This window comes from Streptomyces sp. NPDC030893, from assembly GCF_055571535.1.
In genome coordinates, this window is record NZ_JBVIFC010000001.1 from 778,220 (window position 1) to 794,806 (window position 16,587).

13 protein-coding genes and 1 riboswitch are annotated in these 16,587 nt (G+C 73.5%); of the genes, 5 read left to right on the forward strand and 8 right to left on the reverse strand.

What is annotated here, in order from left to right; translation table 11 throughout:
* Positions 1-70: 70 nt before the first annotated feature.
* On the reverse strand, positions 71-1,492 hold the full coding sequence (gene proP, locus ACZ434_RS03440) for a glycine betaine/L-proline transporter ProP (protein WP_468451285.1): 1,422 nt from the start codon (positions 1,490-1,492) through the stop codon (positions 71-73).
* Between the two features lie 392 nt (positions 1,493-1,884).
* Between proP and ACZ434_RS03445 the strand changes: the two genes are divergently transcribed.
* Positions 1,885-3,936, forward strand: coding sequence for a bifunctional glycosyltransferase 87/phosphatase PAP2 family protein (locus ACZ434_RS03445; RefSeq protein WP_468451287.1), 2,052 nt, complete (start codon positions 1,885-1,887; stop codon positions 3,934-3,936).
* A gap of 117 nt (positions 3,937-4,053) precedes the next feature.
* Positions 4,054-5,571: a DUF4246 domain-containing protein gene (locus ACZ434_RS03450; RefSeq protein WP_468451289.1), complete on the forward strand. Its 1,518-nt coding sequence runs from the start codon at positions 4,054-4,056 to the stop codon at positions 5,569-5,571.
* A gap of 74 nt (positions 5,572-5,645) precedes the next feature.
* On the opposite strand, the gene ACZ434_RS03455 is transcribed toward ACZ434_RS03450, so the two are convergent.
* The 7 genes from ACZ434_RS03455 to ACZ434_RS03485 form a co-directional block, all read right to left on the reverse strand.
* Complete coding sequence (locus ACZ434_RS03455; RefSeq protein WP_468451291.1) at positions 5,646-6,065, reverse strand: aggregation-promoting factor C-terminal-like domain-containing protein; 420 nt, start codon at positions 6,063-6,065, stop codon at positions 5,646-5,648.
* Positions 6,066-6,366: 301 nt separating this feature from the next.
* Positions 6,367-7,203 (reverse strand): ECF transporter S component, encoded by an 837-nt coding sequence (locus ACZ434_RS03460; protein WP_468451293.1) that lies wholly within the window; start codon positions 7,201-7,203, stop codon positions 6,367-6,369.
* Positions 7,200-8,861, reverse strand: coding sequence for an ABC transporter ATP-binding protein (locus ACZ434_RS03465; RefSeq protein ID WP_468451295.1), 1,662 nt, complete (start codon positions 8,859-8,861; stop codon positions 7,200-7,202). Before ACZ434_RS03465 ends, ACZ434_RS03460 begins: the two co-directional genes overlap by 4 nt.
* The gene (locus ACZ434_RS03470; RefSeq protein WP_468451799.1) at positions 8,858-9,907 is read right to left on the reverse strand and encodes a CbiQ family ECF transporter T component; all 1,050 of its coding nucleotides are present in this window, start codon (positions 9,905-9,907) and stop codon (positions 8,858-8,860) included. The genes ACZ434_RS03465 and ACZ434_RS03470 overlap by 4 nt, the downstream gene beginning before the upstream one ends.
* A gap of 124 nt (positions 9,908-10,031) precedes the next feature.
* Positions 10,032-10,664: an SCO2322 family protein gene (locus ACZ434_RS03475; RefSeq protein WP_468451297.1), complete on the reverse strand. Its 633-nt coding sequence runs from the start codon at positions 10,662-10,664 to the stop codon at positions 10,032-10,034.
* Positions 10,661-11,908, reverse strand: a complete 1,248-nt coding sequence (locus tag ACZ434_RS03480) for a prenyltransferase/squalene oxidase repeat-containing protein (RefSeq protein WP_468451299.1) — start codon at positions 11,906-11,908, stop codon at positions 10,661-10,663. The genes ACZ434_RS03475 and ACZ434_RS03480 overlap by 4 nt, the downstream gene beginning before the upstream one ends.
* 117 nt (positions 11,909-12,025) lie before the next feature.
* Positions 12,026-12,162: riboswitch (cobalamin riboswitch) on the reverse strand.
* Positions 12,163-12,214: 52 nt separating this feature from the next.
* Positions 12,215-12,931 carry a TetR family transcriptional regulator gene (locus ACZ434_RS03485; protein WP_468451301.1) on the reverse strand — a complete coding sequence of 239 codons (717 nt, stop codon included), beginning with the start codon at positions 12,929-12,931 and terminating at the stop codon, positions 12,215-12,217.
* 206 nt (positions 12,932-13,137) lie between these two features.
* Here ACZ434_RS03485 and ACZ434_RS03490 point away from each other — a divergent pair, with 206 nt between their 5' ends.
* From ACZ434_RS03490 to ACZ434_RS03500, 3 genes are read left to right on the forward strand one after another with little or no spacing between them, the layout of a single operon-like run.
* Entirely contained in the window at positions 13,138-14,610 is a 1,473-nt protein-coding gene (locus ACZ434_RS03490; protein WP_468451303.1) for a glycosyltransferase family 4 protein, read from the forward strand.
* Complete coding sequence (locus ACZ434_RS03495; RefSeq protein WP_468451305.1) at positions 14,604-15,350, forward strand: class I SAM-dependent methyltransferase; 747 nt, start codon at positions 14,604-14,606, stop codon at positions 15,348-15,350. The genes ACZ434_RS03490 and ACZ434_RS03495 overlap by 7 nt, the downstream gene beginning before the upstream one ends.
* On the forward strand, positions 15,347-16,486 hold the full coding sequence (locus tag ACZ434_RS03500; protein WP_468451307.1) for a glucosidase family protein: 1,140 nt from the start codon (positions 15,347-15,349) through the stop codon (positions 16,484-16,486). The genes ACZ434_RS03495 and ACZ434_RS03500 overlap by 4 nt, the downstream gene beginning before the upstream one ends.
* Positions 16,487-16,587: the final 101 nt, after the last annotated feature.

The window sequence follows — 16,587 nt, forward strand, 5'->3', positions numbered from 1 at the left end:
ACCTTCCGTACGGCTGCTTAGTCTCTCTAACTAAGTGCGCTCCCGAAGATACGCCGTCCGTCCGCCCGCGTCAGGCCTTTTCCGGGTGTGTCCGGGGCTCCAGCGAGGGCGGCGACCCGGGCAGCGGGCGGCCTGCCGACTCGGTCATCCGCCACACCGCGAAACCGCCGATGACGGCCGCCGCCATCATGTAGTAGGCGGGCATCATCACATCGCCGGTCGCGCCGATCAGGGCCGTGACCACCAGCGGGGTCGTGCCTCCGAACAGGGACACCGAGACGTTGAAGCCGATCGACAGGGAGCCGTAGCGCACCCGGGTGGGGAACAGCGCGGGCAGCGCGGACGGCATGGCCGCGGTGAAGCAGACGAGGAGCAGACCGAGCGCGCCCAGCCCGGCGGCGACCGCGAGCAGACCGCCGTCGCGGATCAGCAGCAGCGCCGGCACGGACAGCACCAGGAACCCGGCGCAGCCGGCCGCGATCACCGGCCGGCGCCCGATCCGGTCGGTCAGCAGGCCCACGAACGGCTGGGCGGCCATCATCAGCACCATCACCCCGAGCACCACGACCAGGCCGTGCGTCGCGTCGTAGCCCAGCTCGCCGGTGAGGTAGCTCGGCATGTACGACAGCAGCATGTAGTCGGTGACGTTGAAGACCAGCACCAGGCCCACGCAGAGCAGCAGCGCGCGCCACTGCCCGGTGACCATCTCCCGCAGCGGCACCTTCGGCCGCTCGTGCCCGGCCTCGGCGGCCTCGGCGGCGAACGCCGGGGTCTCCTCCAGGCGCATCCGCAGATACAGGCCGATGATGCCCATCGGGCCCGCGATCAGGAACGGGATCCGCCAGCCCCACGACAGCAGGTCCTCCGACGACAGCAGCGCGGTCATCAGCGTGACCAGGCCGGCACCGCCGAGGTACCCGGCGAGCGTGCCGAACTCCAGCCAGCTGCCGAGGAAGCCGCGCCGCCTGTCGGGCGCGTACTCGGCGATGAAGGTGGCGGCGCCGGCGTACTCGCCGCCGGTGGAGAAGCCCTGCACCAGGCGGGCCGCCAGCAGCAGGACCGGGGCGCCGACGCCGATCGCGGCGTAGGACGGGATGAGGCCGATGGCGAAGGTGCCCGCCGCCATCATGATCATCGTGAGGGCGAGGACCTTCTGGCGTCCCACCCGGTCGCCGAGCGGACCGAAGACCAGACCGCCGAGCGGGCGGACCAGGAAGGCCGCGGCGAAGGCGCCGAACGTGGACAGCAGTTGGGCGGTGGGATCGCCCGACGGGAAGAAGACCTTCCCCAGGGTGACCGCGATGTAGCTGTAGACACCGAAGTCGAACCATTCCATGGCGTTGCCCAGCGCGGCCGCCTTCACGGCACGCCGGACGAGCGCCGGGTCGGTGACGGTGGGGGCGGACGTCCGCGCGGAACCGGCCTTCTCCGGGGACGGAGAACCGGTGGAACCAGGGGCGACGGGGTGAGTGGCGACCGGGGCAGTCGACAAAACTTCGCTCGCCTACCTTTCGAGGGGGACAGGGACGGGTCCGCGCGGCGGCGCTGTCGGGCGGGCCGAAGAAAGCGACGATAGGCGCCGTCTGCCCCTCTACGGGCGGTATGCGGATAGCTGCATACTGCACACGAATGCCCTGTGTGCAGGGCCGCAGCCCCGCCCCGGACCGCCTCTTCCGCCCGCGCGCTGTGACCCTTCTCGCGTCGCCCGGGGGTCACGGCGCCCCGCGCGAACCCTCGTCAACCGGACAAAGCGAGAGGGCCGTCGAGTGAGCGGCGGGTTTCCCGCGTCTCTGCCCAGGGGCGCCGCGGGCCGCATAGGGTGCGCAGAGCGAACCCCCACGCACGGGACGCGAGGGGAGAAACGGGGCGGGAGGGCGACGGGGCGTGGCGAACGCGGAGCACGGTGGGCGACCGGCGGAGGCACTCGGGGCGACGACCGTCGACGGCGCCCGGTCACGGCTGCGCGCCGCGCGCCTGGCACTGTGGCTGCTCGCCGCCGTCCTCGCCGTACGCCAGGTCGCCGCCGTCCTCACCACTCCCAGCGGGGAACGGCTGACGGCCCTGGAGACCTGGGTGGGCCCCGACGGCGTGCTGCACGTCAGCGGCTCCCTCTACGACTCCACCCAGTACACCGGCACCCCCTTCAGCGGGCTCGTCCTCAAACCCCTCACCCGCACCGCCGAACAGGCCCTCGGCTGGGGCTGGACCTTCGGCACCCTGCTGCTGGTCGTCGCCCTCGGCCTGGTCGCCGCCCGCGCGCTGCCCCAGCCGGTCGGCCGCCGCACCGCCCTCCTCGCCGCGCCCGTCGCCATCAGCCTGCTCATGCTGTCCCTGCCGGTGCGCGACACCCTCTGGCTCGGCCAGACCAGCATCATCCCGGTGCTGCTCGTCCTGCTGGGCTGCTTCGCGGCCCGCGGCCGGACCGCCGGCGGCGCCCTCATCGGCGTCGCGGCGGCCCTCCAGCCGACCCTGCTCCTCTTCGCCCCGCTGCTGTGGTTCACCGGCCGCCGCCGGGCCGCGACCGCCACCGGCGTCACCTTCGCCGCCACCACCGCGCTCGCCTGGGCCGCGATGCCCCGGGACTCCCACACCTACTGGGTGCACCACCTCGCGGGCACCGGCCTCGGCGGCCCCGCCGACGACCTCGCCAACCAGTCCCTGCACGGCGCCCTGCTCCGCCTCGGCCTCCAGGGCCCCCCGGAGATCGCCCTCTTCCTCCTCCTCGGCGCCGCCGTCGTCACCCTCGCCCTGCGCCGCGCCGTCCACTACGCCCACGACGGCCAGCTGCTGCTCGCGGTCGCCCTCACCGGCTGCGCCGCCATAGCGGTCGCCCCGACCGCCTGGCAGCACCAGCTGCTCTGGGTGCTCCTCACCGCCGTCGGCCGGGTCGGCAAGCGCGCCCGCGACCGGATGGTGTGGCCCGTCTCCGTCGTCCTGGTGATGACCCTGCCGGCCAGGATGATGCTGCCGGACATGGCGTTCCTGCACCCCGTGCGCGACAACGTCGTCCTCATCGCCGCCCTGGCCGCCGCGACGGCGGTTCCCTTCCTCTCCCGCGGCTCGGCGTACTTCCGCACACCGGTCCCCACCGAGTACGCCCCGCCCGTCCCGGCCCGCTTCGCGTGCGTCCCCCTGCTGCCGTTCCTGCGCCGGGTGCTGATCCGCCCGAACCTCCTGCTCGAACTCCTGCTGATCCGCGTCACCTACGCCGCGTACGCCCAGGTCCGCCTCGCCGCGAACGGCGGCAGCAACTCGGCGGGCCGCGCCCGCGCAGAGGAACACGGACAGCAGATCCTCGACCTCGAACGCCTGCTCCGCATCGACATCGAGCACGCCGTCAACCACGCCGTGGTGAAGATCGGCTGGCTGCGCGAGTTCTTCGACTTCTACTACACGTCGTTCCACTTCCTCGTCCCGCTGGCCGTGCTCGGCCTGCTCCTGTGGCACCGCCCCGTCGACTACCGCTGGGCCCGCTCGGCCCTCGGCTTCACCACGATCCTCGCCCTCGTCGGCTTCTGGCTCTATCCGCTGGCCCCGCCCCGCCTCATGCCGGACCTCGGCTATATCGACACGGTCCACGGCGTCCAGGACTTCTCCCAGCCCGACTACGGCACCCTCACCCATCTCACCAACCAGTACGCGGCCATGCCGTCCCTGCACTTCGGCTGGTCCCTGTGGTGCGGACTGGTCGTCGCGATCATCGCGCCGAGGATGTGGATGAAGGCCCTGGGCCTCCTCCACCCCCTCTTCACGGCCGCCGCGATCGTCGCCACCGGCAACCACTGGATCCTGGACGCGGCCGGCGGCGCGGTCGTCGTCGGCGCCGGCTTCGGCCTGACGTACCTGCTCCAGGGCCCGCGCGCCCGTACGACGACGGCCGCCGCCGAACTCGGCAGCGAGCCGCCGACACCGGCGAAGGACCGCACTCCGGGCTGACCCGGTACTCGACGGGTGCGGACCCACGGGGGAGTTCGTCACCCGGCCACGGCTGCGGTGTCGGTCGGCTGAAGTACCCTTCCCGCCACCGCACACCGACCGTGAGGAACAAGAGAATTGACCGGCCTGTCCGCTTTCCCGCTGCCCTTTCACACGTCCCGTTCCATAGCGTCCGCGACACCCCGAACGCTGCGGGAACTCGAGATGATGCGGTGCAGCTCGCACATCCGGGCGAAGCCGGGGTGGTTCGACAAGATGGACGATGCCGGCATCGTCGCCAGGTGGACCCGGGAAGCGGTCGCCCAGGGCCTCACCGAGGCGCAGGTTCGCCATGTGCTCGCCGAACTCCGGCACTACGCCGCGCTGCGGGACGGGAGAACCGGCGTCGAGGTGTCCGCCGTCGACGGGGTGTGGCAGTCGGACACGCTGATCGACGACGAGCTCGGGTCCCGGCTGCGCGCCGCGGTCCGGGTTCTGGAGCAGGTCCCCGAAGCGGAGCGGGACTGGCATCCCGGATCCGGAGGCCAGGTGCTGGACCTGGTGCACCCCTCGCTGTTCTGCCTGGTGAGGGAGGTGAGCGGGGCGCCCGAGCGGGCTTGGCGCAACCCGACGAACGAGTACTCGAAGTACGAGTTCTCGGAGAGGTTCCAGTGGCTGCCCACGGACGTCGACGTCAGTGACGACGGCGGTGTCGCCTTCCGTTCGTACGTCAACAACGTCCACCCCGAGACGCATCACGAACTGGCCTCCGTCCTGCCGGACCTGTTCGCCCGCTTCCGCCCGCTGCTGGAGAACGTGCTCACCGATCTGCGCCATCCGCGGCCCCCGCGGATCGAGGCCGATCCCTACGGTTGGTACGACGGGGACGACTCGGAGCCGGAGGACCCGGACGAGTCCTCCTTCAGCGACGACGAGGCCTACGAAGAGGCCCTCGAAGCATGGGAGGAGGCCCATGAGAACTGGTGGGCGAACCGCCGCCCGGTCGTCCCGGACGCCCCGGACTTCACCCCGCCCGAGTCGCCCGGCGCCTCCGACCGGGTCGACCTGCGCGGCCGCCGCCTCCAGGTCATCGTCAAGCTCGCCACCATCCACCTCACCCCGGACCGGCCCGAGTACCCAGGGGGTTCCTGGCATGTCGAGGGGATGCTGAACGAGCGGATCGTCTCGACCGGCATCTACTACTGGGACAGTGAGAACATCACCGAGAGCCGGCTGAGTTTCCGGGCGGCACTCGCCGACCCGCGGTACCAGCAGAACGACGACACCGGCATGCGTGAGGTCTACGGCCTGAAGAACGAGGACGCGCTGAACCAGGTGCTGGGATCGGCGTCGACCCCGGCGGGCCGCTGCCTGGCGTTCCCGAACATCCTGCAGCACCGCGTCGGCTCGTTCCGCCTCGCGGACCCCACCCGCCCGGGACACCGCAAGATTCTCGCGTTCTTCCTCGTCGACCCCTCGGAGAAGATCGTCTCGACCTCCGATGTGCCACCGCAGCAACCCTGGTCCGACACCTCGACCATGACACTGGAACAGGCCCAGGAGTACCGCGAGGAACTCATGCGGGAACGCAAGTTCTTCGTCGACGAACACAACGAGCAGATCTACGAGCGGGAGTTCTCCCTCTGCGAGCACTGAGGCGGGAAGACGAAGGCGGCGGCCCCGGGGATCGTGGGGTCGCCGCCTTCGGTATGGGGGGATGTGGGGGTGGATCAGTACCAGTTGTTGGCCTGCCAGAAGGACCAGGCGTCGCAGGCGCTGCCGTAGCGGTCCTTCATGTAGTCCAGGCCCCACTTGATCTGGGTGGCGGGGTTGGTCTTCCAGTCGGAGCCGGCCGAGGCCATCTTCGTGGCGGGCAGGGCCTGGACCAGACCGTACGCGCCGCTGGAGGCGTTCGTGGCGGTGGGGTTCCAGCCGCTCTCGTGCTGGACGATCTTCGAGAAGCACTGGAACTCGGCCGAGTTGCCGATCATCTTCTTCGCGGTCGCCTGGGCCGAGGTGGCCGTGCCCGTGGTCGCGGCCTGGGCGGGCGCGGCGGCGATCAGGGTGCCGCAGGTGGCGGCGACCAGGGCGGCGCCGGCCAGGGTCTTCTTCGGGGCGGCGACGGTGCGGAGGAAGGAAGCGGCGGACACAGGCGGCCTTTCGGTCGGGAGCGGGGCGGTCGCCTCGTGCGGTGCCGGATGCCGGTGTGCGGCGGGGGCATGCGTCGGCGCCGCGACCCCGTGGGGGGTGTCGGCGCCTGGCGACCGCTCCACAGAAGCAAATCCCGGGATTGCCCGCAAAGGTCCCGTTTACTACCGAAGGTCGGAGGGGTCGGTTCGAGTGGTGGGTGCGCCTTGTGCCCCTTCGGCCGGTTTCTACGGTTCCGGGTCGTATGTGATGCGGGTCATGTGGGGTGGTTCACCGCCTCGGGCACGGGGTGTGCGTACGGGGCTACCGAGGGGTGTCCTCGAAGGTGACCGGGGCCTCGAAAGCCGCCCGGCGGGTGGCCCGGCGGAGGGCCTTGAGGAGGGGGGTGCCCACGGCCAGGGTCAGGGCGATCGTGACCAGGGCCCGGCCCAGGTCCCAGCCGAGCGAGGTGGCCAGGCAGTACGCCAGGAAGCGGGCCAGGTTGGCGGGGAGCGGGGCGTCGGGGTCGAAGGAGATGTTCGAGGCCAGGGCCGACATGAAGGGCCAGCCCGCCATGTTCATCACCGTGCCGTAGGCGAAGGCGGCCACGAAGCCGTACGCGGCGAGCATCCAGACCTCCGCCCGGCCGCGCAGCCGGTCGGGGCCCGGCAGGAAGCCCGCGCCCATCGTGAACCAGCCCATCGCCAGCATCTGGAACGGAAGCCAGGGCCCCACACCCCCCGTGAGCAGGGCGGAGGCGAACATCGTCACCGAGCCGAGGACGAAGCCGAAACCGGGGCCGAGGACTCTGCCGCTGAGGACCATCAGGAAGAACATGGGTTCCAGGCCGGCCGTCCCCGCGCCGATGGGGCGCAGGGCCGCGCCCGTCGCCGCCAGGACGCCGAGCATCGCCACGGCCTTCGGGCCCAGGCCCGACTCCGAGATCGTCGCCGCCACGACCGCGACCAGCAGGACCAGCAGGCCCGCGAAGAGCCACGGCGCGTCCTGGGCGTGCGCGTTCAGCGTCGAGGTGGGCGGGGCGAGGAACGGCCAGCCGAAGCCGGCCACGCCCACCGCGCTGACCAGGGCGAGCGCCAGCCAGGAGCGCGGGCCCAGGCGGATGGCCCGGGCCTGGCGGTCCGGCCGGTGCGTGAGCGTCATCGCAGTGCCTCCCGGACCTGGGCGACCGTGAGCCAGCGCTGCGGGGCGAGGATCTTCGCCACCTGCGGGGCGAACGACGGGGACGCCACGACCACCTCCGCCGACGGGCCGTCCGCGATCACCTCGCCCTCGGCGAGCAGGACCACCCGGTGGGCGAGCTCCGCCGCCAGTTCCACGTCGTGCGTCGCCATGACGATGGCGTGCCCCTCGGCGGCCAGCTCGCGCAGGATCGCCACCAGGCGCGCCTTCGCCGCGTAGTCCAGGCCCCGGGTCGGCTCGTCGAGGAGGAGCAGGGGAGGGCGGGCGGTGAGGACGACCGCCAGGGCGAGGGTGAGCCGCTGGCCCTCGGAGAGGTCACGGGGGTGGATGTTGTCGGCCACCGAGGGGAGGAGCTCGGTGAGAAGAGCACGGCAGGTGCCCGGGGGCGCCTCCGCGTCCCGGTCGGCGGCGGCGCACTCCGCCGCGACCGTGTCCGCGTAGAGCAGGTCGCGGGGTTCCTGCGGGACCAGTCCGACCCGGCGGACCAGGTCGCGGGGGCGGGTGCGGTGCGGGATCGCGTCACCGGCGCGGACCGAGCCCGACGACGGGGCGACCAGGCCCACCAGCGCGCCCAGCAGCGTCGACTTCCCCGCGCCGTTGCGGCCCATGAGGGCGATCGTCTCACCGGGGCCGACCGTCAGGTCGACGCCGCGCAGGGCCTGGACGCGGTCGCGGCGCACGGCGAGGGAGCGGACCTCGGCCACGGGGGCCGGGCCGCTGCGGTCGTCCGGCTTCGCCCGCTTGAACAGGCGTTTCCCGGGCGCGCGGGGCGGGGGCGCGGTGTCGGTGCGCGGGGGCTGCCGGTCGGCCAGGCGGGCGCGCAGCGGGGCCGCCTGGCGGCGGGCGTCGCGGACCGTCAGCGGGAGCGGGGACCAGCCGGCCAGGCGGCCCAGGCCGACCACCGGGGGGTGGACGGGGGAGAGCGCCATCACCTCCGACGGGGTGCCGAGCCACGGGCGCTCGCCGGGGCCCGGCAGCAGGGCCACCTGGTCGGCGTACTGGATGACGCGTTCCAGGCGGTGCTCGGCCATGAGGACCGTGGTGCCCAGGTCGTGGACGAGACGCTGGAGGACCGCCAGGACCTCCTCGGCCGCCGCGGGATCGAGCGCGGACGTCGGCTCGTCGAGGACCAGCACCCGGGGGTGCGGGGTGAGGACCGAGCCGATGGCCACGCGCTGCTGCTGGCCGCCGGAGAGGGTGGCGATGGGCCGGTCGCGCAGGTCGGCGAGGCCCAGGAGGTCCAGGGTCTCCTCGACCCTGCGGCGCATCACGCCGGGGGCCAGGCCCAGCGACTCCATGCCGTAGGCGAGTTCGTCCTCCACCGTGTCCGTCACGAAGTGGGAGAGCGGGTCCTGGCCCACCGTGCCCACCACGTCGGCGAGTTCACGCGGTTTGTGGGTGCGGGTGTCGCGGCCCGCGACCGTGACCCTGCCGTGCAGGGTGCCCCCGGTGAAGTGCGGGACCAGACCGCTCACCGCGCCCAGTACCGTCGACTTGCCGACGCCGGACGGGCCGACGAGCAGCACCAGTTCGCCCTCGGGCACCTCGAAGTCGACGCCGTGCACGGCCGGTTGCGCCGTTCCGTCGTACGTCACCGACACGTTCTCGAAGCGGATCACGTCGTCGGCTCCTTGCGGGTGTCCGTGGCCGCCTCGGGGGCGGGGGTGAGGAAGGCGGGCAGCAGGCCGATCAGCACGGCCGCCGCCGGCCACAGGGGGAGGGTGGGCGCGACGAGCGGCACCACACCCGGGTTCAGGGCCGCCGGGTCGCGGGAGGCGGCGAGGACGAGGAGCGCCGCCACGGCGACCCCGGACGCGGTGACCAGCCAGGCCCGGGCGTCCCAGGCGTCCGGGCGGTAGCGGGTGCGCACGGTGCGCCGGCCGCCGAGCCGGAGCCCCGCGAGGGCGGCGGCCAGACCGGCGAGGAGGACGGGGACGCCGTACGTGCCGCCTTCGGCGGTGAGCAGCCCGTACGTTCCCGCGCAGACACCGAGCAGGCCGCCGAGGGTGAGGGCGGCGGTGGTGCGCCGGACGGCGGGCGGGACGTCGGCGGTACGGCCGTATCCGCGCGCGTCCATCGCGGCGGCCAGGGCGACCGAACGCTCCAACGCGCCCTCCAGGACCGGCAGTCCCACGTGCAGGAGTCCCCGTACGCCCCTGTCGGGACGGCCGCGCAGCCGGCGGGCGGCGCGCAGGCGCCGCACGTCGGCGATGAGGTGGGGGGCGAAGGTCAGGGCGACGACCACGGCCACCCCCATCTCGTACAGGGCACCCGGCAGGGACTTCAGGAGGCGCGAGGGGTTGGCGAGGGCGTTCGCGGCGCCCACGCAGATGAGGAGGGTGGCCAGGCGGAGGGCGTCGTACAGGGCGAAGGTGAGGGCCTCGGCGGTGACCTTGCCGCCCAGGCGGATGCCCTGCGCCCAGTCGGGGAGGGGGACTTCGGGGAGGTGCACGATCACGTGCGTGCCGGGGATGGGGGAGCCGAGGACCACCGCGAAGGCGAGGCGGATGAGGAGGACCGCGGCGGCGAGCTTGACGAAGGCGCCGTAGGAGCGGGACCAGGGGGTGTGGGGGCGGCGGGTCGCCACGACGTAGGCGGAGACGGTGATGAGCAGGGCGAGCAGCAGGGGATTGGTGGTGCGGGTCGCGGCGGTGCCCAGCGCCAGCGCCCAGAGCCACCAGGCGCCGGGGTGGAGGGACGCGCGGGGGCGCCGGGGCGCGGCGGGGAGTGCCGCGCGGCCCGGCGTCCGCGGGGTGCGCCCCCGTTGGGGGAGGCGCGGTCGCGAGTCCTCAGGCACGGCGGCGTACCTGCCAGACCGCTGCCGCCGCGAGGACGGCCACGACGGCGATTCCGGCTATCAGGCCCAGCGACGGGCCGGAGCCCTCGTCCGTCTCCTGCTCCGCGGGCGCGGGCGCCTGGTCCGCCGCGACCTGTTCGCCGCAGCCCTTCTCCGGGTAGCCCGCGATCGCGCAGAGCAGGGCGCCCGCGTCGTAGCGGAGGGGCTTGGCGACCGAGGCCAGCGCCTCCGCCGTGGTGGCGTCCTCCGGGACCTGCGCGCAGGCCGTGCGGCCCGCCGGCGGGGTCTCGCCGGACGGCGCGTCGGCGGGGGTGCCGAAGTCGATGACCAGCGCCACGCGCTTGGCGCCGTCCCGCGCCGGGGTGCCGGCGCAGATGGCGGTGAAGTCGGCGGTGCCCCGGGGCTTCGCCGCGTCGCCGGAGTCCTCGCTGACGGAGAAGCGGAAGCCCTGGACGTCACCGTCCGCGGGGCGGGCGAGGGACGGGCCCTGGGTGGCGTACGTCCATGCCGTGCCGTCCTGTTCCCAGAAGGACCAGTAGCGGTAGCCGGCGGCCTGGGCCTGGCCCGCCCCCGCCAGCAGGGGCAGGAGCGCGGCCAGGAACAGGACGGTGAACCGGCGGATCACGGCTGCTTCCTCGCGCGGGCGCGGAGCAGGAAGCCGCCGACGGCGACAGCGGCGGCCAGGCAGACACCGACGATCCACCAGAGGGCGGAGCCCGGACCGGAGTCGTCCTTCTTCTCCTCGGCCTTCTTCTCCTCGCCGGTCTTCCCGCCGGTCTTCCCGCCGGTCTTCTCGGGGGCGGCGGGGCCCGTCGCCGAGAGCCGCTCCACCAGGTCCGTGCCGCCGAAGGCACGCGGGTCCGCGCCCGTCGCGTGGGCCGCGAAGATGAGCTGGGCGTAGGCGGCGGGACCGCTCTGGGCGGCCCAGTCGGCGGCGTTCTTCTCCAGCCACGCCAGGGAGGTGCCGGCCTGCGCCGTGGCGCCCTGCGCGGCGAGCGCGACGACCGCGTCGGCGGTGTTGCCGTAGTCGGGCTGGTCCTCGGCGCCGGGCAGGGAGGAGACGAGGTGACCGCCCTCGGCGAGAGCGGCCGTGAGGTACGCGGCGCCGTTGGCGGCGGCCTGCTCGGGGCTGCCGGCCTTCTCGCACCCGGTCTTCCCCTGTCCGCCCCCGCCCGGCCCGGCGGCCATGCCCGCGCCGAGCGAGCCGAGCACGCCCGCCGCCGTCGCGTCGCCGTTGGCGGTCAACTCGCCCTTCTTGTCCGGCTGGAAGGCGAACGCGCCCGCGCCGTCGCCCTCGCAGGGCAGCGCCAGCCCCAGCAGGGCGTCGTAGGGGGACTTGCCGTCCTTCTTCACCTCGGCGGGCTTCTCCCCGGCGGCCGCGAGGGCGCCGACGACGACGGAGGTGGAGTTGGTGTCGCTGGCGCCGCCCGCCAGGTAGCCCCAGCCGCCGTCCTCGTTCTGCACGGACTTCAGCCAGCCGACCGCCTTGTCCGTGACCGCGTCGTGGCCGCCGAGCGCGGCGAGCGCCTGGACAGCGGCGGAGGTCTGGTTGGTGTCGACCGTCGTGCCGGCGTCGCACGCCTGCGCTATGTCGGCACGGTACGGCGCGAAGGAGCCGTCGGAGCACTGCTGGCCGGTCAGCCAGTCGACGGCGGCCTTCGGCGGCTCGACGCCCGCCGTGTGCTGCGCGAGCAGGGCGAGCGACTGGCGCCAGACGCCGTCGTACTGGGGGTCGCTGTCGCCGTACAGGGCGGAGGGGAGCGCCGGCTGGGACGGCGACGGGGACGGGGACGAATCGGCGGCGGCCGGTGCGGCGGCGCCGATCACGGCGACGGCGGCGAGAACCGCTGCGCTGCGACGGACGATCATGATGGGCGGGGCCTCTCCCTGAAGAGGGCCGGGCAGCGCGGGACACCCCGGCGGCTCGGCTCCGTATACCTCGACGGTGCCCGTGCGCCGGCGGGCTGCCGGGCACGTGAGCCGGTCACGATCCGTGCGGGGCAGTCCGGCTCACCGTCTCGCGGACGGTTCACGGTTGCGGGTCAGCGCCGGAATTGCACCGGCTTCCCCCCGTACGGGTGTGATGACGACGCCGCCACTCTACCCGCCCGTAAAGGTGAGGTCAGGGGCGGCCGTGAGCGGTGGGAACGGGGCGGGGCCGCGGGGTGAGCGAGGTCACCCGGCGGTGCCTCCGCCGTCTCCGCGGGGGCCGGCGGGGCCGGGGGAGGTCAGGTCGATCAGCCGGCACGCCGTCTCGATGTCCGTGCCGACCTGTTCGATGGAGGCGCGCCCCGACAGCCAGGTGATCAGCGCCGAGTACCAGGTGTGCTCGATGACCCGGACCGCCGCGAGCTGGTCCGGCGTCGGGTCGGTGAGCCCCATGGCGTCCAGGATGATCAGCGTGGTCTGCCGGGTGACCCGGTCGACCTCCGGACTCGCGCCGCGGTCCGCGAAGGTCAGGGCGCGCACCATCGCGTCGGCGAGCTGCGGCTCGCGCTGGAGCGCCCGGAAGGCCCGCATCAGGGTCTCCGCGACCTGCTCGCCGGCGGTCGCGCCGGCCGGGGGCTTCTTCCGCAGCGTCGCGTGCATGTGCTCCAACTGGTCCCGCATCATGGCGACCAGCAGATGGATCTTGGACGGGAAGTAGCGGTACAGCGTGCCCAGGGCCACCTGGGAGGACTCCGCGACCTCCCGCATCTGCACCGCGTCGAAGCCGCCCCGGCCGGCCAGCCGCGCGCACGCCTGAAGGATGCGCCGCCGCCGCGCCTCCTGCCGCTCGGTGAGGGGAGAGGCCGCGTCCGGCCGCGCCGCTGACGCGGCCTTCCCCGCGACGACCGCGTCAGCCGCCTGGGCCGCCTCGGCCGCCTCGGTCCTTCTGGCTTCCGCGGGCATGGGTCCCGTCCGTGACAGTCGGTGAGGGTCGATGATCGGACAGCATGGCACGCCGTCCGTCGTGGCGTGAATCACCCGCTCCGCCGCTCCCACCGTCCCTACCTGCCGGTAGATTCGGATCCTCCGGACGATCAACTCTGAAACTTGTTCTAGATCAGCGTCCCGGCGTAATGTCGCGGGACCGTGCAGGGAGAAGGGGGCCCAGAGTGACCGCTGAGGCCAGTCAGGCCGGGCCCTCGGCGGGCCCCGCATCCGACGGCTTGCGACCGCTCCGGATCGCACTCCTCACCTATAAGGGAAACCCGTTCTGCGGCGGCCAGGGCGTCTACGTCCGCCACCTCTCCCGCGAACTGGCCCGCCTCGGACACCGCGTCGAGGTCATCGGCGCCCAGCCCTACGCCGTGCTCGACGAGGGCTACGACGGACTGGGCCTCACCGAGCTGCCCAGCCTCGACCTCTACCGCCAGCCGGACCCCTTCCGCACCCCGAAGCGCGACGAGTACCGCGACTGGATCGACGCGCTCGAGGTCGGCACGATGTGGACCGGCGGCTTCCCCGAGCCGCTGACGTTCTCCCTGCGTGCCCGCCGCCATCTGCGCGCCCGGCGCGGCGAGTTCGACGTCGTCCACGACAACCAGACCCTCGGCTACGGCCTGCTCGGCGACGTCGGCGCGCCCCTGGTGACGACCATCCACCACCCCATCACCGTCGACCGGCGGCTCGAACTGGACGCCGCCGCGAACTGGCAGCGGCGCTTCTCGGTGCGCCGCTGGTACGCGTTCACCCGCATGCAGAAGCGGGTGGCGCGCCGGCTGCCGTCCGTGCTCACCGTCTCCGGCACCTCCCGCCAGGAGATCATCGAGGACCTCGGCGTACGGCGGGACCGTATCCACGTCGTCCACATCGGCGCCGACACCGACCTGTTCTCGCCCGACCCGTCGGTGGCGGTCGTGCCGGGCCGGATCGTGACCACCTCCAGCGCGGACGTGCCGCTGAAGGGGCTGGTCTTCCTCGTCGAGGCGCTGGCGAAGGTGCGTGCCGAGCAGCCCGACGCCCACCTCGTCGTCGTCGGCAAGCGGCCCACGGAGGGGCCGGTCGCCCGCGCCATGGAGCGCTACGGCCTCGAGGGCGCCGTCGAGTTCGTCAAGGGCATCTCGGACGCCGAACTCGTCGACCTGGTGCGGTCGGCGCAGGTCGCGTGCGTGCCGTCGCTGTACGAGGGCTTCTCCCTGCCCGCCGCCGAGGCCATGGCCACGGGCACCCCGCTGGTCGCCACGACCGGCGGCGCGATTCCCGAGGTCGCCGGCCGCGACGGGGAGACCTGTCTGGCCGTACCGCCCGGTGACGCGGCGGCGCTGGCCGCCGCGCTGACCCGGCTGCTCGGCGACGCGGAGCTGCGCGCCCGGCTCGGGGCGGCCGGACGCGAGCGGGTGCTGCGGCAGTTCACCTGGGCACGCGCGGCCGAGGGCACGGTGGCCCGCTACCGCGAGGCGATGGCGGCGGCGGTGACGCCCGGCACGGGCCGGGACACCACCGGAGCCGCCCGCGCGACGCGGCCGGCCGCGCGCCGCCCCGCCCCGGCCGACCCGGACGTCCTCCCCGAGACCCTCACGGACACGGGCGCCGTGTCCGTGACCGCAGCCGACACCTCCGACCGCGAAAGCAGGGCCACGTGCTGACCGTCGACTTCTCCCGGTTCCCGCTCGCCCCGGGCGACCGTGTCCTGGACCTCGGCTGCGGGGCCGGCCGGCACGCCTTCGAGTGCTACCGGCGCGGTGCGCAGGTCGTGGCGCTGGACCAGAACGCCGAGGAGATCCGCGAGGTCGCCAAGTGGTTCGCGGCGATGAAGGAGGCCGGGGAGGCGCCCGCCGGGGCCACCGCCACCGCCATGGAGGGTGACGCCCTCGCCCTGCCGTTCCCGGACGAGTCCTTCGACGTCGTCATCATCTCCGAGGTGATGGAGCACATCCCCGACGACAAGGGCGTGCTCGCCGAGATGGTGCGCGTGCTCAGGCCCGGCGGCCGGATCGCGGTCACCGTGCCGCGCTACGGGCCCGAGAAGGTCTGCTGGACCCTGTCCGACGCCTACCACGAGGTCGAGGGCGGCCACATCCGCATCTACAAGGCGGACGAACTGCTGGCGAAGATCCGCGAGGCGGGCCTGCGCCCGTACGGCACCCATCACGCGCACGCGCTGCACTCGCCGTACTGGTGGCTGAAGTGCGCGTTCGGCGTGGACAACGACAAGGCGCTGCCGGTGCGGGCGTACCACAAGCTGCTGGTCTGGGACATCATGAAGAAGCCGCTGGCCACCCGGGTCGCCGAGCGCGCGCTCAACCCGGTGATCGGCAAGAGCTTCGTGGCGTACGCGACCAAGCCGCATCTGCCGCGCGCCGCGATCGAGGCGGACGCCACGTGACGGCCTCCAGCACTCCCAGGACTCCCCGGACCCCTCGGACTTCCGGAGTTCCCGGGACTCCTCCCGCCTTCCGGGCCGAACACCTCGTCCTGGACGGTGTCCTGACGGCCGACGAGGCCGCCGCGACCGTCGCCGGGATGCTCGCCGTGCAGCGGGAGGACGGTGCGATCCCGTGGTTCCGGGGGCACCACCTCGACCCCTGGGACCACGTCGAGGCCGCGATGGCGCTGGACACGGCCGGTGAGTACGAGGCCGCCGAGCGGGCCTATCTGTGGCTGGCCCGGCACCAGTTGGAGGACGGCTCCTGGTACGCGGCGTACGCCGACGGCGACCCGCTCGACATCACCGACCGGGGCCGGGAGACCAACTTCGTCGCCTACATCGCGGTCGGGGTGTGGCACCACTACCTCTCCACCGGCGACGACACCTTCCTGGACCGCATGTGGCCCACCGTGTGCGCGGCCGTGGAGTTCGTCCTGCGGCTGCAGCAGCCCGGCGGGCAGATCGGCTGGCGGCGCGACGACGACGGCACGCCCACGGCGGACGCGCTGCTCACCGGCTCCTCCTCCGTCCACCACGCGCTGCGCTGCGCCCTCGCCATCGCCGAACAGCGCGAGGAGCCGCAGCCCGACTGGGAGTTGGCGGCGGGTGCGCTGCGGCACGCGATCCGGCACCACCCGGAGCGGTTCCTGGACAAGGACCGCTACTCCATGGACTGGTACTACCCGGTGCTCGGCGGCGCGCTCACCGGCGCGGAGGCCAAGGCGCGTATCGAGGAGGGCTGGGAGCGTTTCGTCGTGCCCGGACTCGGCGTGCGCTGCGTGGTGCCCAACCCGTGGGTGACCGGCGGCGAGTCGGCCGAACTCGCCCTGGCGCTCTGGGCGATGGGTGAGTCCGACCGTGCGCTGGAGGTGCTCCAGTCGATCCGGCACCTGCGCGATCCGGAGACCGGCCTGTACTGGACCGGGTACGTCTTCGACGACGACGCCGTCTGGCCGCGCGAGCTGACGACCTGGACGGCCGGCTCACTCCTGCTGGCCGTCGCCGCCCTCGGCGGCCACGAACCGACCTGCGCGGTCTTCGGCGGCGAGCACCTGCCCAGGGGCCTGACCCCGGACTGCTGCACCCTCGACTGACCCCCGGATCACGTGAGCGTGCTGCGGGGGTCAGTGGCGGCGGAGGCGGCCGGCGATGGTGTGGCCGATGAACAGGTAGACGACGGCGGCGAGTCCGTACC